General features: G+C 44.5%; 21 protein-coding genes and 1 tRNA gene. 10 read left to right on the top strand and 12 right to left on the bottom strand.

What is annotated here, in order from left to right:
* The first annotated feature begins 41 nt into the window (after positions 1–41).
* Together LQZ07_RS18695 and LQZ07_RS18700 are read left to right on the top strand one after the other, a co-directional pair.
* Positions 42–1,403 carry a pullulanase-associated domain-containing protein gene (locus tag LQZ07_RS18695; RefSeq protein WP_016402940.1) on the top strand — a complete coding sequence of 454 codons (1,362 nt, stop codon included), beginning with the start codon at positions 42–44 and terminating at the stop codon, positions 1,401–1,403.
* A 117-nt stretch (positions 1,404–1,520) separates the two neighbouring features.
* A complete protein-coding gene (locus LQZ07_RS18700; RefSeq protein WP_249483259.1) occupies positions 1,521–2,177 on the top strand; it encodes an HAD family phosphatase in 657 nt (218 codons plus the stop codon).
* 214 nt (positions 2,178–2,391) lie between these two features.
* On the opposite strand, the gene bfr (LQZ07_RS18705) is transcribed toward LQZ07_RS18700, so the two are convergent.
* The 4 genes from bfr (LQZ07_RS18705) to LQZ07_RS18720 all read right to left on the bottom strand — a co-directional run bounded on the left by bfr (LQZ07_RS18705) (position 2,392) and on the right by LQZ07_RS18720 (position 5,723).
* Positions 2,392–2,859 carry a bacterioferritin gene (bfr, locus tag LQZ07_RS18705; protein WP_016402942.1) on the bottom strand — a complete coding sequence of 156 codons (468 nt, stop codon included), beginning with the start codon at positions 2,857–2,859 and terminating at the stop codon, positions 2,392–2,394.
* A complete protein-coding gene (gene bfr / locus LQZ07_RS18710) occupies positions 2,859–3,338 on the bottom strand; it encodes a bacterioferritin (RefSeq protein WP_016402943.1) in 480 nt (159 codons plus the stop codon). Before bfr (LQZ07_RS18710) ends, bfr (LQZ07_RS18705) begins: the two co-directional genes overlap by 1 nt.
* Positions 3,339–3,789: 451 nt before the next feature.
* The gene (gene mtgA, locus LQZ07_RS18715) at positions 3,790–4,476 is read right to left on the bottom strand and encodes a monofunctional biosynthetic peptidoglycan transglycosylase (protein WP_227981261.1); all 687 of its coding nucleotides are present in this window, start codon (positions 4,474–4,476) and stop codon (positions 3,790–3,792) included.
* A gap of 44 nt (positions 4,477–4,520) precedes the next feature.
* Positions 4,521–5,723: a benzoate/H(+) symporter BenE family transporter gene (locus tag LQZ07_RS18720; RefSeq protein ID WP_152781952.1), complete on the bottom strand. Its 1,203-nt coding sequence runs from the start codon at positions 5,721–5,723 to the stop codon at positions 4,521–4,523.
* 121 nt (positions 5,724–5,844) lie between these two features.
* Here LQZ07_RS18720 and LQZ07_RS18725 point away from each other — a divergent pair, with 121 nt between their 5' ends.
* Positions 5,845–6,417: a helix-turn-helix domain-containing protein gene (locus tag LQZ07_RS18725; RefSeq protein ID WP_152781954.1), complete on the top strand. Its 573-nt coding sequence runs from the start codon at positions 5,845–5,847 to the stop codon at positions 6,415–6,417.
* Positions 6,418–6,476: 59 nt separating this feature from the next.
* Here LQZ07_RS18725 and LQZ07_RS18730 read toward each other — a convergent pair.
* Positions 6,477–6,552: transfer RNA gene (locus LQZ07_RS18730), tRNA-Phe, on the bottom strand.
* A 423-nt stretch (positions 6,553–6,975) separates the two neighbouring features.
* Between LQZ07_RS18730 and LQZ07_RS18735 the strand changes: the two genes are divergently transcribed.
* The 4 genes from LQZ07_RS18735 (at position 6,976) to LQZ07_RS18750 (ending at position 9,957) form a co-directional block, all read left to right on the top strand.
* A complete protein-coding gene (locus tag LQZ07_RS18735) occupies positions 6,976–7,425 on the top strand; it encodes a Fur family transcriptional regulator (RefSeq protein ID WP_152781956.1) in 450 nt (149 codons plus the stop codon).
* Between the two features lie 87 nt (positions 7,426–7,512).
* Positions 7,513–8,952 carry a peptidoglycan DD-metalloendopeptidase family protein gene (locus tag LQZ07_RS18740; protein WP_152781958.1) on the top strand — a complete coding sequence of 480 codons (1,440 nt, stop codon included), beginning with the start codon at positions 7,513–7,515 and terminating at the stop codon, positions 8,950–8,952.
* A 136-nt stretch (positions 8,953–9,088) separates the two neighbouring features.
* The gene (locus tag LQZ07_RS18745; RefSeq protein WP_194164113.1) at positions 9,089–9,262 is read left to right on the top strand and encodes a hypothetical protein; all 174 of its coding nucleotides are present in this window, start codon (positions 9,089–9,091) and stop codon (positions 9,260–9,262) included.
* 179 nt (positions 9,263–9,441) lie between these two features.
* Positions 9,442–9,957 carry a cysteine hydrolase family protein gene (locus LQZ07_RS18750; RefSeq protein WP_152781960.1) on the top strand — a complete coding sequence of 172 codons (516 nt, stop codon included), beginning with the start codon at positions 9,442–9,444 and terminating at the stop codon, positions 9,955–9,957.
* A gap of 19 nt (positions 9,958–9,976) precedes the next feature.
* Here LQZ07_RS18750 and edd read toward each other — a convergent pair whose 3' ends face one another.
* The 4 genes from edd to LQZ07_RS18770 are packed head-to-tail and all read right to left on the bottom strand — an operon-like array spanning position 9,977 to position 15,791.
* Positions 9,977–11,785 carry a phosphogluconate dehydratase gene (gene edd / locus LQZ07_RS18755; protein ID WP_152781962.1) on the bottom strand — a complete coding sequence of 603 codons (1,809 nt, stop codon included), beginning with the start codon at positions 11,783–11,785 and terminating at the stop codon, positions 9,977–9,979.
* 7 nt (positions 11,786–11,792) lie between these two features.
* The gene (locus LQZ07_RS18760) at positions 11,793–12,323 is read right to left on the bottom strand and encodes a gluconokinase (protein WP_152781964.1); all 531 of its coding nucleotides are present in this window, start codon (positions 12,321–12,323) and stop codon (positions 11,793–11,795) included.
* Positions 12,320–14,761 carry a GH36-type glycosyl hydrolase domain-containing protein gene (locus LQZ07_RS18765; protein ID WP_152781966.1) on the bottom strand — a complete coding sequence of 814 codons (2,442 nt, stop codon included), beginning with the start codon at positions 14,759–14,761 and terminating at the stop codon, positions 12,320–12,322. The genes LQZ07_RS18760 and LQZ07_RS18765 overlap by 4 nt, the downstream gene beginning before the upstream one ends.
* Before the next feature lie 4 nt (positions 14,762–14,765).
* The gene (locus LQZ07_RS18770) at positions 14,766–15,791 is read right to left on the bottom strand and encodes a LacI family DNA-binding transcriptional regulator (RefSeq protein ID WP_152781968.1); all 1,026 of its coding nucleotides are present in this window, start codon (positions 15,789–15,791) and stop codon (positions 14,766–14,768) included.
* A gap of 242 nt (positions 15,792–16,033) precedes the next feature.
* Here LQZ07_RS18770 and LQZ07_RS18775 point away from each other — a divergent pair, with 242 nt between their 5' ends.
* The 3 genes from LQZ07_RS18775 to LQZ07_RS18785 all read left to right on the top strand — a co-directional run bounded on the left by LQZ07_RS18775 (position 16,034) and on the right by LQZ07_RS18785 (position 19,359).
* Positions 16,034–16,666, top strand: coding sequence for a glutathione S-transferase family protein (locus LQZ07_RS18775; RefSeq protein WP_152781970.1), 633 nt, complete (start codon positions 16,034–16,036; stop codon positions 16,664–16,666).
* Between the two features lie 219 nt (positions 16,667–16,885).
* Positions 16,886–18,076 carry a class I SAM-dependent rRNA methyltransferase gene (locus LQZ07_RS18780; RefSeq protein ID WP_152781973.1) on the top strand — a complete coding sequence of 397 codons (1,191 nt, stop codon included), beginning with the start codon at positions 16,886–16,888 and terminating at the stop codon, positions 18,074–18,076.
* 233 nt (positions 18,077–18,309) lie between these two features.
* On the top strand, positions 18,310–19,359 hold the full coding sequence (locus LQZ07_RS18785) for a S9 family peptidase (RefSeq protein WP_152781975.1): 1,050 nt from the start codon (positions 18,310–18,312) through the stop codon (positions 19,357–19,359).
* A gap of 57 nt (positions 19,360–19,416) precedes the next feature.
* Here LQZ07_RS18785 and LQZ07_RS18790 read toward each other — a convergent pair whose 3' ends face one another.
* The 3 genes from LQZ07_RS18790 to LQZ07_RS18800 all read right to left on the bottom strand — a co-directional run bounded on the left by LQZ07_RS18790 (position 19,417) and on the right by LQZ07_RS18800 (position 21,502).
* Positions 19,417–19,665: a hypothetical protein gene (locus tag LQZ07_RS18790; RefSeq protein WP_016402961.1), complete on the bottom strand. Its 249-nt coding sequence runs from the start codon at positions 19,663–19,665 to the stop codon at positions 19,417–19,419.
* 228 nt (positions 19,666–19,893) lie between these two features.
* Complete coding sequence (locus LQZ07_RS18795) at positions 19,894–20,283, bottom strand: cyclic nucleotide-binding/CBS domain-containing protein (RefSeq protein ID WP_194164114.1); 390 nt, start codon at positions 20,281–20,283, stop codon at positions 19,894–19,896.
* 235 nt (positions 20,284–20,518) lie between these two features.
* Positions 20,519–21,502, bottom strand: coding sequence for a lipase family protein (locus LQZ07_RS18800; protein WP_152781978.1), 984 nt, complete (start codon positions 21,500–21,502; stop codon positions 20,519–20,521).
* Positions 21,503–21,653: the final 151 nt, after the last annotated feature.

Raw genomic sequence — 21,653 nt, forward strand, 5'->3', positions numbered from 1 at the left:
ATTATGGGTTCATGCGACTTAAACAAGTTAATGGAGTAATTGTGCAAAGAGCATCCATATTTATATTACTTTTCTGGTGTATTAGTACAGTTGCCAGTGCAGATAGCGTAACTGTTCACTACAAGAGCATTAATAACAACTATGATGGTTGGGGTTTACATATCTGGGCCGGTGAAGAAATGGTGAATGGCAAACAAGTTGGTGCTAGAACCGACTTCCGTTTGCGTAAAGGCACCACCCCTGGCGACCCGTTAATGCCGAGCAAGTTTGACGACTTCGGTGTAGCCTTTACGATCCCTGTACGTAAAGATGCTAAACAATTCTCATACACGTTGACTAATGGTGAACTTCACCATATGAACGTTGAAGAATGGAAGTGGATCAAAAGCAAGCATGGTTTAGAGATTTGGATTGTAGAAAAAGATCCGAAGATATACACCGGCGTGCCAAGACAGTTTGCTAAAAGTGCTACAACGCAAACGGCAAAAACCACAACTACTTCAGCTAAGCCGAAAGCAGTACTGCCACCGCCAGTGCCTAAAGCTAAAGCAACAACCACTACAGCCAAGGTAGCAGCCAAGCCTAAACCTACGCCAAAACCGGTTGCGAAGAGTACAGGCCCAAGCCCAGAAATGACGCGTACTTTGAATTTGCTTAAGAACGATTTAAGCAAAAAGAATAAGACTATTAACAAGCTTCAGTCTGCGCTAAACGATACTCAAAAAATCAACCAGCGTTTACAAAACGACTTAAACAGCAAGTTGATTGACTACCAAGCCTTACTGCAACTTAACGACAAAATAAGCAACGAAAACCGCACATTAACTGCGTCTAACCAAAGCTTATATGCGCAAGTTGAACAGGCAGGTAGCAGCAATGCCGAAGCTCAGTTGTTAGAGCGAAATCAGCAGCTTGAAAAACAACTTGCTGGCGTTAACGAGCAAGTGCTTGGTTTACAGAAAACCATTGCTGAAAACACCGGTAACTCTGAGCAACAAAAACAGTTGCAAGAGCAATTTAACCAAATGCAAACGCAACGAGATGAGCTACGAGCAGACAACAACAAGTTAAGTGCTCATATTGTAGAGCTTGTACAACGCTCGGAAAATGCCGGCCAAGCCCAAGAATCAGGCATTGCTTGGTGGTTATTCGGCGCGGTAGTTGCGGTGCTAGTGGTATTAATTGGTCTAGTCTTCTTGGCAACCAGCAAGCGTTACAAAGATCTTCAGTTAGATATGGAAGATGCGCTTAAACGTAAAGAAGAAGAAATCAAAACCGAGAAAATTTACGCTGCAGCTGCTAATGAGAAGCTACGTAAGGTACTTCACGGTGAAGCGCAACAACGCAGTTGGGCGCCAGTACCAGATGGCTTACCAGAGAATCTCAAAAAAGATACTGCATAAAATAACAAGGCCAGCTCAGCTGGCCTTTTCTTTACCCTCAATAAAATTTAGCCATTGAGCTATCCTTCAGTTTTCCTTAGCATCGTCTTTAGTTACTCACTCGTGAAAGAGGCCTTTGTGGAACTACATATATTCGATTTAGATGAAACACTGATCGCTGGCGACAGCGGCGTGCTATGGCATCAATTTCTAGTACAAGAAGGAGTGGTTACCCAAGCAGGTTTTCTTGAGCAAGACGCTGCAATGATGCAGCAATATGCTTTAGGCGAGCTAGCTTTAGAGCAATACATATCTTTCAGTTTAACTCCGATAAAACACCTTAGTAGTGAGCAAGTTGACCGCTTAGTAAGTCAGTTTGTTCGCCAGCAAGTTAATCGTATTGTCTACCCGCAAGGCCAAGCATTAATCTCTCAGTTAAAGCAAAGCCATGAAGTACTTATAATCTCTGCTACAGTTAGCTTTATCGTTAACCAGGTTGCGCAATTACTAGGTGTTAAACATCATTTGGGGGTTGATTTACATGCCGAGCAGGGAAAGTACACAGAAAAAATACAAGGTGTTGCTAGCTTTCGAGAAGGTAAAGTCACACGGCTTGAGCAATGGCTCACTAGTCAGTCAAGGCAGTACTCATCAATCAGCTTTTACTCTGACTCAATTAACGACCAGCCCTTACTAGAGTATGTAGACAATGCATACACGGTTAACCCCTGCCCTAAGCTTAAACAGCTCGCTTTAGAGCGAAATTGGACGCAGTTTAGCTGGCAGCTCAGCTAATACCAATCGTACTAAGTAACAGTTCACTCTATCTGGTTAAAATACTCGATAACTGCGTTAGAATTTTTGATTGTAGAATAACTACTTATCGAAAAACCCTGTCTCATTCTTGAGTATTTTTCCTGCGTTTTTTTGAACACCTACTTAGTGTGATTGGTATAAAACAAAAAACGAGAGCAAGAGCTCTCGTTTTTATATCTGCTGAGCACAACTTTTACATTTGGCTTTGTAGGTAATTCTCTAAGCCAATTTTCTTAATTAAGCCTAACTGCTGCTCTAGCCAATAAGCGTGGTCCATCTCGGTATCATCAATCAGCGTTTGCAACATGTTACGCGTTACGTAATCTTGCTTAAGCTCGCAAAGGGCCATCGCTTCTTTTAGTAAAGCATCAACTTCGTACTCAACTTTTAAGTCATTCTCAAGCATACTTGGTACATCGCTACCAATACGCAAAGGCTCACGCTTACTTAAGTCTGGTGTTCCTTCTAAGAACAAAATACGTTGAATAAGCAAAGAGGCGTGACCTTTCTCATCATCAAACTCGTGGTCGATGCGCTCATATAACTTATTAAGGCCCCAGTCTTCATACATGCGTGAATGAATAAAGTACTGATCCATTGCCGTTAGTTCATTCATCAACAGGCGGTTTAGCACATCAATGACTTCATTATTACCTTTCATTAGTCATCTCCTTCGGTAATTTGAGCAGCTAAATAGTTTTCTAGGCCCATTTTTTCAATTTGATATTGTTGAGTTTCAATCCAATCAATGTGGTCTTCTTCGTAATCTAAGATTTCTTCTAACAAATCTCGACTAACGAAGTCTTTAGCTAGCTCACATTCGGCAATAGCTTGTTTAATGATTGGCAACTGCTCTAGCTGGAAGTCCATATCACATTGCAGCATTTCTTCGGTCGATTCACCAATGCGCAATACACCCAACATGTGGGCATGAGGTAAACCTTCTAGGAACAAAACTCGCTCCATTAATTTGTCGGCTTGCTTCATATCCTTAATCGATTTTTTATAATTACGCTCATTCAGCGCATCAAAACCCCAGTTTTTATACATTCTGGCATGTAAAAAATACTGGTTAATCGAAGTAAGTTCTGAAACTAACACCTTATTTAACAAAGCAATTATATTTGGTTCGGCTTTCATTACTGCGCTCCAAGCTGCCAATTTGAGGTATCGAAAAAGTATACACCCTAACTAAGCTCGCTGCATAATATATTTACATTTCATTAACTTACGATAAAAGGAATGACAACCATTATCATTAATATTTAAATTTGATGTGCGATTAAGTGACCAAAATTAAAATCGATTTACCGATCACACTCTTTAGTGATTGTTTAAAAAAACAGCAGTCAATATTGATCTAAAACAAGTTCTAAAATTCAGTGTTTACTCAACATTTAGTATAATTACATTGAATCAAACTCCAGGGATGGCTAAACACAAGTGAGGTCACTATGTTCTTTGGATTCTTAAAAACACTCTCAAAAGCTAGCCTTATCGCAATCTCTGTATTTGTCATTTTGCTTTGTCTAAAGCTGTCATCTCAATTCGCTATAGACCTTTTCCAAGCAGCACTTTAGTCATGCGTAAACTAATGGCGGCTCAACTCTAAAGATCCTAATTGGCGCATTTGCTGGCGAATCCATGAGATTCGCTGGCTCATAAACGCACTGTTGGGGTTTGGTGAGTAGCGATATGGACTTGGCAGCAAGGCTGCCAAGCTTGCCGCCTGATGAGCACTAAGTTGTGATGAAGATAAAGCGAAGTAATGCTGACTAGCGGCCTCTACCCCGTAGATACCAGGACCAAACTCGGCAATATTTAGGTAAATCTCGATTATTCTGGATTTAGGTAGGTTCAACTCCAACAGCCCTGCAAAGCCAGCCTCTACTGCCTTTCGCCAATAACTCTGACTAGGCCACAACCACAGATTCTTGGCAGTTTGTTGAGTAATAGTACTACCGCCCCTTAATCGCCCGCCTTGTTGATTGCTCTTATACGCTTTCCAGATAGCTAAAAAGTCTACGCCATAGTGCGACAAAAACCGCTGATCTTCAGCGGCAACCACCGCCAAAGGCATTGATTTATTGATCTTAGCTAATGGTATCCATTGGTGCTGTATTTGCTCAGGGTAAGAAACTGGGGGGAACCAAGCACGGTGTATGCGCCAAGACCAAATTGGTGGGTCTATCCAACGCAAGGCTAACACCATTAACTCAGCAAACAGAGCAAGTAGCAGAAAGCCTTTTAGTAAATAGAGCAAAAAACGTTTAATCAACGACGTAAACAATCATATTTGTGATGCTTCAACCTTAAGATAAGCTAAGCTTTATTGCTAGCTTCTCTAGTCTCTTTAACTATTCCGGTGGCTTCATTGCGAGAAAAAAGGTAGTGGACGATCAAGCCTAAACTTAGGCCCCAAAACGCGCTGGCAATGCCAAACAAGTTGACTGATGAAGCGGTTACCAAAAAAGTAATTGCGGCCGCCTCTCTTCCCTTTTTGCAGGTTAAAGCAGTTGATAAACTGTTTGCGATGGTACTAATCAGCGCTAAACCAGCAATAGCCACCACCAACTCTTGGGGAAAAGCGGCAAACAAACTCACCACCGTTGCTCCCATCAAGCCCACCAGTAGATAAAACACTCCGGCCCATATCGAGGCATAGTAGCGTTTTGTGGGTTCTTCATCAGCCTCTTTGCCCATGCAAATTGCAGCAGTAATGGCCGCCAAGTTAAAAGCAAAGCCTCCAAATGGCGCTAGCAGCATCCCGGCGACGCCTGTCCAAGATATCAGTGGAGAAATTGCAGGCCGATATCCGTTGCCATGCAAGGCAGCAATACCAGGCATATTTTGTGAGGCCATGGTGACCACAAACAAAGGCAAACCTACACCCAAGATTGCTTGCCATGAGAAAGCTGGGCTAATCCACATCGGCATAGCTAGCTCTAAAGTCACCGACGATAACTCCAGTAAACCCAAGTAATAAGCTGCTGTAATGCCTACCACTAAGGTAATCAGCATAACGTAGCGTGGGGCATATAATTTGCCGATTAGGTAGCAGGCCACCATACTGGATACCAATATCAATTGGCTCTCTAGTGATTGAAACAACTGCAAACTAAATTGCAATAACACTCCAGCTAACATCGCAGCGGCCACTGATTGCGGGATCCAACGGATCAACTTATCCATCAACCCACTTAAACCCACTAAAGTTATTAATAGCGAGCTAAACAAAAACGCACCAATCGCTTGATTAACCGAAAGCCCAGATAAGCTAGTCACTAGCAGTGCAGCACCAGGCGTAGACCAAGCAGTAAGAATCGGCTTTTTGTGATACCAAGAAAAGCCGATGCTCGTCGCCCCCATCCCAATACCTAAAGCCCACAACCATGAACCAATTTGCTGTTCGCTTGCTCCTGCCGAAGCAGCAGCTTGAAACACAATAACTGCTGAGCTGGTATAGCCCACTAATACTGCGATAAAACCAGCCGACACTCGAGATAAAACAAACCAGTCACGCATAGCTACTCCTTGACTTAACTGTAAACTCCCAATCACACCGTGCGCTATAACGCACGCACTAGACAAGCCTAGCACTTGTGCGCTATAACGTACAAGACTAATTTTCAACAAGTAGGTTATTTTGCTGGCCTTAAATCAATATCTCGCTGCAGCGCTCAAACAGCAGCGTAAAGACAAACAGTGGAGTTTAGACACCACAGCCAAACAAACCGGTGTGAGTAAAGCCATGTTAGGACAAATAGAACGTGGTGAATCTAGCCCCACTATTGCCACACTGTGGAAAATAGCAGGAGGTTTTAATACTTCCTTATCAACCTTTTTAGAGCCAGAACTTGCAGAACAGGCCCAGCCAGAAATTCGCAGCGCAGATCAACTTCGCCAACAACCCGCCAGCGATGACATGCTTGTAGCAATTTTATTCCCTTACGATGAAAAGTATGGCTTTGAGATGTACGAACTTACCTTGTTAGAGAGCTATCAGCGAGTATCTGAGCCCCACGAAGCTGGAGTGAGTGAACATGTCATTGTGACCAGTGGGGAGATGGAAGTATTGGCAAATGGGCAATGGAATAAACTCAGCCAAGGACAAGCGTTGCGCTTTGCCGGCGATAAGCCACATGGCTACAGAAACTTAAACAAGCAAGCGGCGGTGTTTCATTGCTTAATTCACTATTCTCGCAACAAATCTCTGTAGAACTAAATTCAAGGCTTGAAACGAAAAAAGCCTGCTAAATTTAGCAGGCTTTTTAAAGATGGTGCCCGGAGGCGGAATCGAACCACCGACACGAGGATTTTCAATCCTCTGCTCTACCGACTGAGCTATCCGGGCAACGGCGGCTATTAAACGTTTTTAGCCGAAACAAGTCAACCGCTTTTTCGCAATAATGGTTCGAGTGCTTACAAAGCGAGCAAACTAAATAAAAAATCAGCACTTTTAATAGAGCCTTTATCTACAGCAGCTTCAGCGCTAATCAATCGCATTAAATTACTCGGTATTTACATCCCTTCACTCAGTGAACTAAACAGTAATAGCAGATGGCATAATCACTTAAAGCAGCACATTTTAACCTGTCGCCAATCAACGACATAATTTAGCGCTTTATTTACAATCACTTAAATAAGACATAAAAAACCATGGCAATGTCGATACTTGACCTTGCAAGGCTTGCCTATAAGCAGTGATTGTTATAATGTAACGCTCAAATTTTGTGGGTGTATTTCGCTCATCAGCTAAGTTCTATTTCGGTAAAGCATGTCTACAGCCAATTATATACAACGTGTCAGTGACTACTGTAACCAAAATAAGCTTAAGTTCACGCCAAATCGTGCAGCAGTGTTGGCTATTCTTCATCAACATCAACAAGCGCTTAGCGCTTACGATATTTTGGCTAAGCTGCAACAACAGCAACAAAATACCAAGCCTCCAACGGTATATCGGGCTTTAGATTTCCTACTGCAATATCACTTCATTCAACATATTGAATCAAGTAGCCGTTACATCATTGGCCACCAGCATGCCCCATTTACTCCACAACCCTTGCTTATTTGCACCGACTGTAAATCTGTCACTCAAATAAGCTTGTCTGAATCATTAAAAATTGAATTGGACCAGTTTGCCGGGCAGCAAGGCTTTAGATTGCATTCGCAAAGTTACGAATTCCAAGGGCTTTGCTCTGGTTGCCAACAAGGGCAAGTGTCGTGAATAGCACCACGAACCAGCAAAAGTCGCTCACTAGTATTAATACAATAACAGCTGCGTTAAGACAGCGTTTATTAGGTAAAAGATTGTATGTTTAACAGTAAAACTCGTTTGTTTGGTCGCCCTAGCAGGCTTCCCAACAAACATTGGCAGCTCATTATTGCCTGCGGTGTACTCGTGGGCATTGCCAGTATTTGGCCTAGCTCCAAACAAGTAAGTACCAGCAGCCGTCAGCTTATCGAACTGCCGCAAAACGACTTTAAGTCAGAGTCCGATGGCATCACTTTTAGTCTGGCTAGTCGCTCCAATGAAGCCATCGATATAGTAAAGCAGAATACCCAAGATGAGCCCAGTGCCGAGCAGTTTAGGCAAGCTGCTGAATCGCCAGTTGTGGCGAAGCCAAACACCAACGAGCCGACACTCGCAGCTGCAAAAACAGAGCCTGAACAAGCTGAGGTTGGAGGCGAACGCAGTTATCAATACACTATTGAGAAGGGCGATACTCTAGGTAAAATTTTCACCCGCTTTAACATCGACCAAACCACTATGTATCAAGTACTAGAGGCGGATATTTCGGTACTAGCTTTAGATACCTTAAGTCCCGGTCATGATCTTACCTTTACCATCGACCACGACCAACAACAGTTAATGGCCCTACAACTTGCCTTTAATCCAGCGCAAAAAATCATCTTTAAGCGTGTAGATGCAAGCAGCTTCGAATACGAAACCATTAATATTGAAGGGCAATGGCAGAAGCAAGCCATAGCAGGCACCATTGAAGGTAGCTTTTATGTATCAGCCCGAAAAGCTGGCTTAAGCCCAAGTGAAGTAGAGCAAGTAGCGCAAATGTTTAAAGACAAACTGCGTTTTTCTCGTGACTTTAGAGCGGGCGATGTATTCCAAGTTGTACGTAATCGCCAATACATCGATGACGAACTCACCGGTCAAAGTGAAATTAGTGCGGTGCGTATTTTTAACCGAGGCAACGAATACAGTGCTTATTTGTTTAGCAATGGTAACTACTATGACAAAGATGGCGAAAGCCTAGCACGCGCCTTTATGCGAGTACCGCTTAAAGGGGCTCACCGGGTCACCTCTGGTTTTAACCCACGTCGCAAGCACCCAATTACCAGACGTATCTCGCCACATAACGGTGCCGATTTCGGCGTAGCTATTGGCACCCCGGTATTGGCCGCAGGTGATGGCGTAGTGACTAGAGTTGAGAATCACCCTTATGCGGGTAAATACATCGTGATTCAACACGGCGGTAAATATCGCTCACGTTACCTACATTTAAACAAATTTAAAGTTCGCAAAGGGCAACGAGTAACGCGTGGTCAAGTGATTGCAGATTCTGGCAATACCGGCCGCTCAACCGGACCGCACTTGCATTACGAGTTCCATATTAACGGCCGAGCGGTTAATCCAATGACCGCAAAAATCCCCCTCGCCTCTGCCATTGATAAACAAGAGCGTGCCGAGTTCGACCAGCTGGTTAGCAATATGAATGATTTGATTGCGGCAGGCTAAACCACTTCGCTTCCCCCTTTAAAAACGGACCTTAATTGGTCCGTTTTACTTTTCTTTACGTTTTATTACAGATTGCTGGCAATCAAAAGAGGCTATTCGCGGTCTAATAACATGTACAGCTTGTTAGGGGTATTTTATGAACCGACTTACATTGGTGTTGTTGCTGCTTATTCCAGTGTTGCTCTCAATCTCTATTGCCAGTCAATTACACAAAGGTGTGGCGCTAAATTCATCGCTATTTTCTTCGCAAACTGATTTGCCAGAAAGCCATAACACCCAGCCAATACTAGCTAGCAAGGATAATAGCTAGCTCAACACTAAACATGCTAGTTTTTGAATAAAGCAGTGGTGCCTACTGTTCCTTATTAACACTTCTCACAATGTCAGTTTTACCCTCATTGTTGTCATTTATGACTCTGTTAGCCAACCAGCACCAATCCGATAATAGCCTCACTGATTAAACGCAATTATATTAAAAGGCTAACAATTATGACCACTGCCCTGTTAATCATTGATCTACAAAATGACTATTTCCCTGAAGGCAAATACCCGCTTTGGAATACCTCAAAATGCTTGCAGAACATTCAATCTGCGATAGCAAAGGCTACAGAGCAACAGATGGAGCTTATTCATATTCAACACATTGCCGACCCAGCATTGGGGCTCGCCCCGTTTTTCAATCAAGGCTCAAGCGGCGCAGAAATTCACCCAGAGATCTTAGCGGCAGCTCCACAAGGCAAAGTGATAGTCAAAAGATTTGCCGACAGTTTCGAGCAAACCGAACTTAATGCTTACCTGCAACAGCGTGGTATAAACAAGCTGCTGATGTGCGGCATGATGACCCCAAACTGTGTTACTCACACAGCCTTATCGAAAGCAGCAGAGGCTTATGAAGTATCCATTTTGGCGGATTGCAGCACCACGGTAGATGAAATGTTACACAACATTGCCTTACATGCCTTGTCTACCCGAGTTCCACTATTAAGCCTTGAGCAAGCTTTTTAAGTTGCGGCTACGTGAAGACTTAGTCATAAAATAATATGGTAGCGCCGCTCTCGGCGCTGCCTACCAAACGCCTAAAGGGATTAAATAGCTCTCTGCCACACCCCTCATTTTGTTTGTTTTTGCTGTCGGCGACAGGCTCTCGTTGCAGTAGTTCTTGCTCGGAAACTTGGCAGTCGATGCGTCCTTTAATCGCATCTAAGTAGATCATGTCACCGTCTTGTACTTTGGCCAGCAAACCGCCTTTGGCCGTTTCTGGACTTAGATGCAACGCGGCAGGAATTTTGCCTGATGCGCCCGACAAGCGACCATCGGTAAGCAGTGCCACCTTAAAACCTTGTTTTTGCAAGTTGCCCAATACTGGCATCAATTTATGTAGCTCTGGCATTCCATTGGCTGCAGGACCGTTATAACGCACCACTACTACAATGTCTTGGTCAAGCTGACCTTGTTGATACGCTTCTACCACTTTGTGCTGACAATCAAATACCTTGGCTGGCGCACAAATAACTTGATGCTCAGCCTTAACTGCACTGGTTTTTATTACAGCCCGCCCCAAGTTGCCGCTTAATACCTGCAAGCCGCCACTGCGATTAAACTGTTTTCCGTCTGCTGCAATCACATGATTATTGTTGCTGGCCTGTGCTGGCCCCCACTTTAGCTCTTCGCCTACTAAACCAGGTGACTGTAAGTAATCACTTAGCTTTCCATAGAGAGTAGTGGCATCCATATGCAGCAAGTCTCGTTGCGCTAACAAACGCAGTAAACTAGGCACTCCACCAGCTTGCTCAAAGGCATTAATATCTGCTGGGCCATTAGGGTACATACTAGAAAGTTGCGGCACTACCTCGGCAAGCAGCGCAAAATCATCCCAATTAATGATAATGCCGGCACAACGGGCAATCGCTATCATATGTAAGGTGTGATTAGTGCTGCCTCCAGAAGCCAACAAAGCCACTAAACCATTAACAATGGCTCTCTCATCGATAACTTGATAGAGCGGGCGATAAGCTGAGCCTCCGCGAGTAATTCCCACCATGTGACTAAGTAAATGTTGATTAAGCTTGTCTCTAAGTGCGGTATTCACATTAACAAAGGCGCTACCCGGTAGCATTAAACCCATGGTTTCAAATACCAGCTGATTAGTATTGGCAGTACCATAAAAAGTGCAGGTGCCGGGCGCATGGTAGGCTTTGTTTTCCATCTGCTGTAGCGCCGCTTTATCCACTTCTCCGGCTGCATGCTGTTGGCGAACCGCCACCTTTTCATCATTGCTAATACCACTTGGCATTGGCCCGCTGGGCATAAAAGCAGTTGGCAGGTGACCAAAAGACAAAGCTCCCATCAACTGCCCTGGGGCAATTTTGTCGCAAACCCCTAATAAGACGCAGGCATCAAACCCTTGATGGCTCAAACCAATGGCAGTGCTTTGGGCAATAAGGTCACGTGAATACAGCGATAAATCCATGCCCTCTTGGCCTTGAGTAACGCCATCACACATCGCAGGCACTCCACCAGCAACTTGCGCGCTATGGCCAAGTTCAGCCATTTTTTGCTGAATCAACTGAGGGTATTGAGCGTAGGGCTGATGAGCACTTAACATATCGTTGTAGGCAGTAATAATAGCCAGATTTACTTTGGTAAAATCTAGCAAACGGTCTTTTTGTTGCTGACCACAGGCAGCAATGGCATGGGCTAAGTTACCACAGCTTAAATGCGCCCTTGCATTCCCCTGCTCTGCTTGTTTCTCCATTCTTTGAACATAAGCGCTGCGCAAGCCTTGGCTGCGCGCAATAATGTTTTGGGTAACTTGTTTGATAGTGGGATTCATTTCAACCTCAATTAAGCGCAGGCTTGCGACTAATACTATTAATACAACGTGCTAGTACCTGCTCTAGGTTAGCGTCAATTTCAATCGGAATTACATCAGCTTCAGCAGCAGAAGGGGCTTCTAAGGTGGCAAATTGGCTAGCTAATAAGTGCTGTGGCATAAAATGATTACTGCGCCGCTCTAGCCTTTGCTGAATTAGAGTTTGTTCACCTTTTAAGTAGATAAACACCACTTTATTGCTTACTTGGCGCAATAGATCTCGGTAAGATTTCTTTAGGGCAGAACAAACAATAACTACCGTTTTTCGTTGCTGGCTAATAGCATCAGCTTTAGTCACTATGCTCGCTAGCCAAGGCTTACGGTCCTCATCATTTAGCGCAAGGCCACTGCGCATCTTTTCTATGTTGCTTTGAGGGTGTAGTGTATCTCCGTCAATAAACTCAGCTTGCAGGTAGTTTGCCAGCCCCTCACCAATGCTAGATTTGCCACAGCCGGAAACCCCCATAACGTAATAAACTGTGCCCTGTTCAGCATTCATACTAAGGCACTCTCAGCAACGGCTTGGCTGGCCTTGTCTTCTAGCGCCTGTATTACCCTTATCTGATACCGCTCGCCAGCCACAAAACCACTAAGCAGCAATTTACCATCGGCCTGCTGAGTAATGGTGAGCTTAGCTTCATCAGCACTCAATAGCTGTTTTGCACTTATAGGCTTGGCACTGCCTCCTCTAACTTGTTGGTATTGGATATGGAAGGTTGCCCCTCTAAACTCTCGAACCACCGAGGCTTTAGGCCAATCACTTGGCAGCTGCGGCAGAAGTAGCAAGCCCTGTGGCGAACCCCGTAGGCCAAATTGCTGCTCAACCACTAATTGGTAGTACCAAGCGCAAGTACCAGTATTAAATAAGTTGCTAGAGCGCCCTGCGGTGCGTGGGTATTGGTAATAAGCGCCGCGATAATAGTTAGGCAAATAAATCGGCAATTGCCCACGCACTTTTAATTCGTCAGCGGCATTGCTTGGCAGCATTTTGCGCAATACATTAAATGCCCGCTCCCCTTCTTCACTGGCATACAAAGAAGCCGCGTAAAACGCTGCTGCATGGTTATACACCGAGCCATTCTCGGCACTGCCCGGCCACTTTTGAGTGACTCGACCAACATCATCGCGCATTTCGGTAAAGGCAGGCGCACTCATCATTACTCCAAACGGCGTGTCTAACTGCTCATCAATGGCCTGCAGCATCTGCGTTTTTTGCTCATTACTGGCAGCCCCACATAACATTGCCCAGCTCTGGGCATTAAGAAAGATTCGCCCTTCCTTATCGCTGCTTATGCCAAATAACTTCCCTGCATCGGTAATGCCGCGCCCATACCATGCACCATCCCAAAAATAGTGATTAATGCGCTGATTCAATTGTTCTGCATATTGGCTAAAGGCTTGAGCTAAGGCGGGTTCGCCTAGGTGCTCACACACTGGCACCCACAGTTGCAAGGCATAAGAAATGGCTTCGGCCAACCAACCCGACACGCCCTTGCCCTGATAGCCCACCATGTTCATTGGGTCGCACCAATCTCCCTGGGCGATATAAGGCAAACCGCGTTCATCTTTGGCCTCACATAAAAATTGCATCGCCTTGCTCACATGCTCAAATACACTTTGCTCGAGTGGATTATCTGCCCAACAAAGCCTAAGTTGTAGCAAGCTATAGTCGTTGGTTTCTTGAAGATAGGCGTTTAAAACAATGGCTAGCCAAACCGGATGGTCGGTATGCGGCACTTGATTAATGTACTTAAGCTCTGCCTGTTCGCTTAATAAAATGCCGTCTGGCATCTCACCGGAGAACTTTTGCTGTTTAAGTGCGGTTAGCAATGCCTGTTTACAGGCTTCTAGTTTGAGGTAAACCATGCCCATGGCATCTTGCAGGTAGTTACGGGTTTGAGGATCGGTCGTTAAACGCTGACTATCACCATGATAAAACACCTGCCTAGGCAGCCAATGGTTAACAAAGTGATTAAACTGCTGATCGGGCGTCTCTATGGAAATACAGCCTTTGGCCTGAGCAAAATAAGCTTGGCTAGCTTGGCGTTGTGGCTCTAGCTCGGCGTACAAATACTGCTGGTTGAGTTGCTTAATTTCGGCCTTATCTTTAGCTGGCCCAAAACTAAGATTAAGCACATCGCTGCCCTTGGCCGGTAGATTGTATTGAAACTGCATAATCGCCGCTGGCAGCTCATAATGCGCTTCGCCATTATTTAAGTTTCCACCGTGCTGCAAAGCACTGGGGTTATGTAAACCGCCCTCTCCTTCAAAAGCCTGTTGCGAAACTTCATAGAAATCTGGCAGTCGGCTGGCAGACAAAAAGGTAAGATCTTTGAAGTGCTGATTTTTGAAATAATCAGTTACTTTTTGGTAGGGAGTAATACTGCTGCAAACAATCGCATTAAGCTCAGCATCGTATTGCCCGCCCATATTCATCCACGAGGCATAACCCACTGGGAAGTAGGGTATTAAAGAAATATCTCGGCGTTGCGAGCTTAGGTTTCGCAAAGTGACTTGCCAGCTCTCTAGCACTGCATCAACTGCAAGACTAAGCCTTATGCTTAGTTCTATATCAAGCTTTTCTACCACCCAGCGAATGTCAGCCAAACCCGGCTCAAAAGCAAAGCGATCTAAGTCCACTTTCATTGGCTCGTAGGGAGCAGAGAACATCTCGCCAGTTTGATTATCTCGCAAGTAGAAAAAACGCCCAGGATGATGACTAAAATAAGGCTGCTCCGGCTGCATAAAGCTTTGCGCAGCTAAATTGGGCACATGAGCATATTTACGAGGTTCGGGATCCATATATTGGCTAACCGCAAAGCCACGACAGTTCATGTGCAACATCATTTTTTTGTTCCACAAATAAGCCGCGCTGTTTGGTGCTATACAAGGGTCTTCTAAGTGATAACGTGTTCCATCTTCTATAAACTTCGCCATAAGCTTAGCCTTCTTTAATCTTAAGATACGGGGATGCTTGGGTGCTCGCTCGCGCAATAAAACGCGGCTCAGCCACGCTGGGAATAGTGAGTGTTAAGTCGTAAGCTAAATTGAGTACTTGCCTGCTAGCGGCTGTCGCCATTTGTTTGATGGGAATGGCAATCGTGCTAAGAGGTGGTGAGGCAACTGCGGCAAAATCAACATCATCGTAGCCCAATACAGAAACCTGCTGCGGCACCTTTATGCCAGCCCCCTGCAAGATTGATAAAGCCACTAAAGCAACTTTGTCACTACCACAAAACAGTGCATCAAAAGGCAGTTGTTTATCCAGTAGCTGCTGCACTGCAAACTGGCTAGTGGCAAAATCAAAGCTTCCTTCAATACACAATTCCGGGTTAATCGGCCGGCCTTGGCGAGCTAGTTCATCCACAAAACCTTGCTGGCGCTGCTGCGCATCTTGGGCACTTAAACGGCCACTTATACAAGCTATGTTCTTATGGCCTAGCGCCAACAAGCTGTTTGCCGCCAAACAGCCACCTGCATAATGATCAACACTAAAAGACTGCTTAGACAATAAATCGGTGGAGTGATTAATAAATACCAGCGGCGGGTAATTAGCTTGAGCAATCAGTAGATCTGAAATGGCGATTTCTGGGCACACCATCAGCACCCCATCGCAATCACGATTAATTAAATAGTCTAAGTGCTGCAGATATTCTTCATTACTGTTTGCTTCTTCAGCATTGGCAATAATCAGGTGTTTGTCGTGCAGGCGCAGCTCAAACTCTATAGCTTGTAATATGTGCTGATAAAAAGGACCGGACAATGAGGGTAACCAAACACCGATAATGTTGGAGCGCTGGGTAGATAAAGCCCGAGCAAGGCTGTTCGGCCGGTAGTTAAGCTGCTGCATGGCTTCGCTTACCTTTTGTTCAGCCTTGGCAGACACGCCACCCTTGCCAGCTAAGCAGCGAGATACGGTTCCCACACCTACTTGCGCCAACTTAGCCACATCTTTAATCGTTGCCATCGTTTCCAATATTGCTAACCCGCTGTAACACCAGCATGGTCGCCAAAGCTTAGATGCTCAAGCTTTAAACAAGTAAAACGGAACCGATTCCAAATTACTATGAAACACAGATTGAATTAACTCTTTAGTTTCACAGCCGCTCATCAAAACGCTGACAAATTGCCAACAACAAAAGCTCGCGTAGTTGCGTTCAAACAACTACTTTATACAATGCTTGCTAATGCTGAATAGGAACAGTTTGAATGATTACTTTGTATGGCTCGCCACGCACTCGCTCTTTGCGCGTATCGTGGATGCTGGAAGAGTTACAACTTGAATGGAATTATCACTACCTTAACCTTCAAGCCGGTGAACACCGCAGCGAAGAATACTTAAGTATTAATCCCTGCGGTAAAGTGCCTGCATTAAAAGATGGCGAGCTAGTCTTTAACGAATCTGCCGCTATTTGCCTTTATTTAGCCGAGAAATACGGCCCGCACTTTTTGCCCTCCCCAGGCAGCGACCAAGCTGCCCTGCACCACCGCTGGGTAAGCTTTACCATTTGTGAATTAGAACAAGCCTTGTGGAACATGGGCAAACATCGCTTTGCTTTACCTGAAGAACTGCGCGTGCCAGAGATGCTAGAAACCGCCACTTGGGAATTTAATAAAGCGACTGCCATTGCCGAGCTTTGGGTTCCTGAAGAAGGTTATTTATTGGGCGAACAGTTTACTGTTGCCGATATACTGCTGTGCCACACCTTAAACTGGGCAATGGCGTTTCAGCAGCAACTTCCCACAAAACTCATGGCCTACCGCAAACGCACCAGCCAGCGCTCGGCACTCAACACCGGCCTAGAGAAAGAAATGAATGGCAAAGCCATGAGTAAACTCTAGGGACTGTTTATCTTTCGCAGTTAGTTTTGTTCGTGAAAGATAAACAGCCCCTAGACCACCAGACAAAATTCACTCACTAAATAGCCAAGCTTCTGCTTGGCTTTTTCATCGCCTAATAAACCGAGTAAACCTGCCAACGAGTAATAAAGCCAGACTATACTTGGGTTTTGCTAAGCATGGCGCTTATAATGCGCGGCATTAATCATTAGGAAGCAGAACATGAGCGGCATCATCACCCTTAAGGCCAAGCGCGACAAAGCTTTGTTACGTCGTCACCCTTGGATTTTTTCAAACGGCATTCATAAAGTATCGGGCAAGCCACTTTCTGGCGAAACCGTAGAAGTTTACAGCGCCGAAGGGAAATATCTGGCTACTGCTGCCTACTCGCCAGAATCGCAAATTAGAGCTCGAGTTTGGAGCTTTGAACAACAGCAAGAGATTGATAAACAGTTTTTTATTGACCGCTTAGAAGATGCCCAAGCGGCTCGACAAATTCTCGGTGAGTTTGCCGATACTAACGCTTATCGTTTAGTTGCTGGTGAAAACGATGGCCTACCAGGCATCACCATTGATCGCTATGCAAATGTATTGGTATTACAGCTACTAAGTGCTGGTGCAGAGTTTCAGCGCGCCAACCTTATTGAAGCGCTAAAACATAGCTTTCCAGATGATGTTATCTACGAGCGCTCAGACGTAGATGTTCGCAAAAAAGAAGGTTTAGCTCCTCAACAAGGGCTGATTCATGGTGAGCTACCAACTCAACCAATGGAAATAAAAGAAAACGGTTTGCGCCTACTCATTAACGTAGAAACCGGCCATAAAACCGGTTATTACCTTGATCAACGCAATAACCGCAAACTGGTTGGCCTGCTCGCCAAAGGCAAAAAAATACTTAACTGTTTTTGTTACACCGGCGGCTTTGGCACCTATGCCCTCGCCGGCGGCGCTAAAAAGGTGGTCAACGTAGATGTCTCTGACGCCGCGTTAGAGATAGCCGCCAAAAACGTTGAGTTAAATGACTTAGACGCTAGCAAAATAACCCAGCTAAACGCCGATGTATTTAAGCAACTGCGCGCCTACCGCGATTGCGATGAGCAATTCGACATGATAGTGCTAGACCCACCAAAATTTGTTGATAGTAAAGCCAGCTTAAATCGCGCCAGCCGAGGTTACAAAGACATCAACATGCTTGCTATGCAGATGTTACGTCCTGGTGGAATATTGCTGACTTACTCCTGTTCTGGCCTTATGCCAACTAGCTTGTTCCAAAAAATCGTGGCCGATGCAGCCATTGATGCCAAACGAGAAATGCAGTTTCTTAAAACCCTAGAGCAAGCCGAAGATCACCCAGTTGGTGGCCCCTACCCAGAAGGTCACTACCTAAAAGGCTTTTTGTGTAGAGTTAAATAACTCTGCACTCTTAACGCATCAAAGACGCTGCTTTTGCAGCGTTTTTTTATTCTATCAACATATCTCGCTAAGCAAGTCTCACTAGCCATATTTCGCTACAAACGCTGACATATCGGCCACGGCTTAAACAAGAAGACGACAGTTCTATACAAAAGATTTAGCGTATTAGTTTCATAATAATAATCACTAACTTAATGTAAGGCAGCTAAACGCTTAACAAGGGACATTAAAGCATGAGCAGATCAACGGTTTATCGCTATGGTTTGTTACTCCTCATCATTGGGGTGGTATTTTCCTGCTTAGATGATTCACCTCAAGTTAATGAAAAGAAAATTAGTTTCCCCTCTGGTGAGCTTAAGATAAGTGGCTCACTAATTACTCCCACCGATCTTCCAGGCCCTTACCCAGTTGTTGTGCTAGTACACGGCGACGGTGCGATGCCTTATGATGCCTATGGCTATTACAAACCCATATGGACCGAGTTTGCTAAACGAGGCATTGCTACTTTAAGTTGGGATAAACCCGGTGTTGGTGGCTCAAGTGGAAACTGGTTAGAGCATTCTATGGAAGAGCGAGCGGAGATTGTAAGAAATGCAATAAGCTACCTACGCACGCAAAATGCCGTTATCGACCAGCAACACATCGGTTTAATGGGCTTTAGTCAAGCTGGCTGGGTACTGCCTAAAATAAGCAATCAACAGCATCAGGTTGATTTCGCTGTGTTTGTAGGCACCGCGATTAACTGGTTGCGCCAAGGCCAATACCATCGCAGCATCAATAATGGTACTGGCAGTAATCCAGAATTCTATAAAACGCTACCTGATTCCTTGCTCACTCAAGCAGTAAAACAAAACTTGTCTTTCGCGGCTTACCAAAGCGCACACCAAGATATGCTCACAAGCGATCCCAACTATAATGAGGGCTTGTTTAACGATGAAGCTCGTTACGGTTTTATCGCAAAAAACTGGATGAATGACGCAAGCTCAGAGTTAAGCCAAATAGACATTCCTATTCTCGCAGCTTTTGGACAAGACGATCTTAATGTTGATATCAACGATAGCATTTACCATTATCGCCAAGCCTTCGCCCACAACGATCCGGAGCTGCTAAGCATTAAGCAGTTTTCTGGAGCCAGTCATGGGCTATTGCAGTCCTGGTTTTGGAATACTCAAAGCCCCGGAATCGCGCATATCTTAATGATTGAGTTTTTTGGCAAAAGCATGTTTGCCGACAACTCGCTTGACCAAATTGCGACTTGGGTGGAGCGCCAAGTCCAACACTAGCGATTTAAGTCACTAGGCCTTAATCGCTGCATGCGAAGTCTCATGATCAGCATTAAATTAAATCACTTTAAATACAACACGCTCATTGTCTTCAATATCTTCTATTTCGAGGATCACCCCAGAACTATCGCGACTCAGCAGCGACGCTTTTAGGGTTGCCAAGCTATCGGCGTCATCGGAGAAATAAGCAGCCAATTTAGGCGGTAAACATTTAAATAGAGTTTTTGCGATGTATATGGGCAAATTGACCGAGTCAGAAAGGCTTCCGGTATCTAGCTGATAAGTTTCGATTCTTAATTTTTTCATACAGTCGCTTCCTTAGTGACTAACTACCATTGCTAACTAAAGCAATATCCATAAGAGACTTGAAATTAAACCATCCACAAGCCCTAGTGATAAAAAAATCACTAACAACTCTATAATAGTCAAAGTTTTTATGAGCAGCTTGAAATGTATGAAACTAATTGCAGTGTTTACCTATTGCTATACAGGCACCAGCAAAGATAGGAACTCTCTCAACCATAACTAGAGTAACTAGATAAACTCTGTTTTTAAGAAAGCACTTAATACATCAGAGGCGGAGACAATGCCAACACAGGCCGAACCTTCGGTAACAATAAGGTGATGGATCTTTTCATAACTCATAATTTCTGCGGCTTGCTGAATACTAATATCAGGCGCAACCTCTATCACCCGATGTGTACACAATTCCCAAGCATGTTCCAACTTTGGATTAGCGCGCTGGGTACTAAAGTGCACTAAATCACTCGCACTAATTACGCCAAAAATGGCGCCATCAGGGCTAAAGACTGGAACGCAACAAAGCTTGTTGTCATCTAATACTTGGCATACTTTTTCAATCGAATCGTCCAGCGCAACTCCGATTACATTGGTTTCCATGAAACTGCTAATTTGAGTGCTCATTAGATGCCTCCTTAGCATTTAGTTCTCAAACCTAAAGGTTATTGATACTTTAATCATAGTTGGAATTAGTACATTAAGTGGCCACTCTAGCGCAAATGAGGCTCTAGCTTGTTGAAGATCAATATTGCTTAAACGAGCAAACACTAAGTCTGGCGATTAGACTTGGTTATGCGGGTGAGCAGCCAGTGGTAACTAAGCTCCCTTATTTACCCCAACCACTAGCACCAAAGTGATTTTACTCTGGTAAGTTATTCCAAAGCTTTACGCAGTAATAGATGGGCATGTGATCGGTAAAACTAATTTTGCTGTCGGCTTGCCACTGTTTAAGGTTATCTCGCCATTCTTTAAATGACTCAAGTAAGTGCTGGTTTATCTCGGTAAGATCAACACTCAAACTCTTACGGCGTTGTTCTTGAGCTTTAAAAGTATTAACAATAAGCGCTTTATACTCGGTAGGGCTCTTTTCCGGTCGTTGGTAATCTATTTGCTGATTACTGTGAATGTAAACCAGCTCGCCAACATCCTCAAAACCAAAGCTTATCGCGGGCAAATTAGGCGGTAACATCGGGATAGGATCTTTGGCGTGTTCTACTCGCCAAATAGGCCGGTGATTAATCTGCTCAATAAATTGTTGATTACCGACTCTGGGAGAACCATAAATATATAAACCCGTTGCTTGTGGCACTTTAGCAAAACATAAGCTTGCTAAAGCACCACCCAAGCTATGTCCGGTAAGCCAAATAGGGCGGTCTGGGAAGTCTACTATCTGCTGCTCAATAAACTGCTGTAAGCCTTGCTCGCCACTCCAAACTTCGTCGAGCGCTTTGGCAAAACCTTGATGTACTTTTCCACCCTCTGCAAAAGCTACAGGCATGCTGTCTAAGTCTGTTTTTAACTCGTATAAGGCAGACAAAGATTTAAGCTCTGTGCCGCGAAAGGCAATAATTAAGGCTTCATCATTACCAGCAGCCATGCATTCTGTGCCGGTGCCCTCAAAAAAAGTAAACTGCTCAAAGCCAGCTAGTTTAAAAGCCATTCGAGCAAAACCTGGGTGACAATAAGCAAGCAGTGAACATTCGGCCAACCACCAAGCATTTACCTCTGAGAACTCGGTATTGTTGGGCTGAAACGGATATTGATTAGCGCCTTCAAAATAAAGGTAATTCATATCAGGCGGAACAATGTCGTAGTATTTGGCGTCGGGGATTGGCTTCTTCATGGCTAAAACTGCTACTGTTAAGCGAACGATTAGCTTAACGCATTTACTAGGGGCTGTTGACCTTTCGAGCTGATTTTTGCGGCTTATATGTACAAGGCAAAAGCTTTAATGTGTAGCGAGCCTAGATGACAAGCCGGAAACGCATTAGAAA

This window comes from Agarivorans sp. B2Z047, from assembly GCF_023373605.1.
Classification (GTDB): Bacteria; Pseudomonadota; Gammaproteobacteria; order Enterobacterales; family Celerinatantimonadaceae; genus Agarivorans; species Agarivorans albus.

Bases quoted from the DNA above. Each gene is read 5' to 3' on its own strand.
- bfr (WP_016402942.1), bottom strand. From the start codon at position 2,859: ATGAAAGGTAATAATGAAGTCATTGATGTGCTAAACCGCCTGTTGATG.
- bfr (WP_016402943.1), bottom strand. From the start codon at position 3,338: ATGAAAGCCGAACCAAATATAATTGCTTTGTTAAATAAGGTGTTAGTT.
- LQZ07_RS18720 (WP_152781952.1), bottom strand. From the start codon at position 5,723: ATGCGTGACTGGTTTGTTTTATCTCGAGTGTCGGCTGGTTTTATCGCA.
- LQZ07_RS18735 (WP_152781956.1), top strand. From the start codon at position 6,976: ATGTCTACAGCCAATTATATACAACGTGTCAGTGACTACTGTAACCAA.
- LQZ07_RS18740 (WP_152781958.1), top strand. From the start codon at position 7,513: ATGTTTAACAGTAAAACTCGTTTGTTTGGTCGCCCTAGCAGGCTTCCC.
- LQZ07_RS18745 (WP_194164113.1), top strand. From the start codon at position 9,089: ATGAACCGACTTACATTGGTGTTGTTGCTGCTTATTCCAGTGTTGCTC.
- LQZ07_RS18750 (WP_152781960.1), top strand. From the start codon at position 9,442: ATGACCACTGCCCTGTTAATCATTGATCTACAAAATGACTATTTCCCT.
- edd (WP_152781962.1), bottom strand. From the start codon at position 11,785: ATGAATCCCACTATCAAACAAGTTACCCAAAACATTATTGCGCGCAGC.
- LQZ07_RS18760 (WP_152781964.1), bottom strand. From the start codon at position 12,323: ATGAATGCTGAACAGGGCACAGTTTATTACGTTATGGGGGTTTCCGGC.
- LQZ07_RS18765 (WP_152781966.1), bottom strand. From the start codon at position 14,761: ATGGCGAAGTTTATAGAAGATGGAACACGTTATCACTTAGAAGACCCT.
- LQZ07_RS18770 (WP_152781968.1), bottom strand. From the start codon at position 15,791: ATGGCAACGATTAAAGATGTGGCTAAGTTGGCGCAAGTAGGTGTGGGA.
- LQZ07_RS18775 (WP_152781970.1), top strand. From the start codon at position 16,034: ATGATTACTTTGTATGGCTCGCCACGCACTCGCTCTTTGCGCGTATCG.
- LQZ07_RS18780 (WP_152781973.1), top strand. From the start codon at position 16,886: ATGAGCGGCATCATCACCCTTAAGGCCAAGCGCGACAAAGCTTTGTTA.
- LQZ07_RS18785 (WP_152781975.1), top strand. From the start codon at position 18,310: ATGAGCAGATCAACGGTTTATCGCTATGGTTTGTTACTCCTCATCATT.
- LQZ07_RS18790 (WP_016402961.1), bottom strand. From the start codon at position 19,665: ATGAAAAAATTAAGAATCGAAACTTATCAGCTAGATACCGGAAGCCTT.
- LQZ07_RS18795 (WP_194164114.1), bottom strand. From the start codon at position 20,283: ATGAGCACTCAAATTAGCAGTTTCATGGAAACCAATGTAATCGGAGTT.
- LQZ07_RS18800 (WP_152781978.1), bottom strand. From the start codon at position 21,502: ATGAAGAAGCCAATCCCCGACGCCAAATACTACGACATTGTTCCGCCT.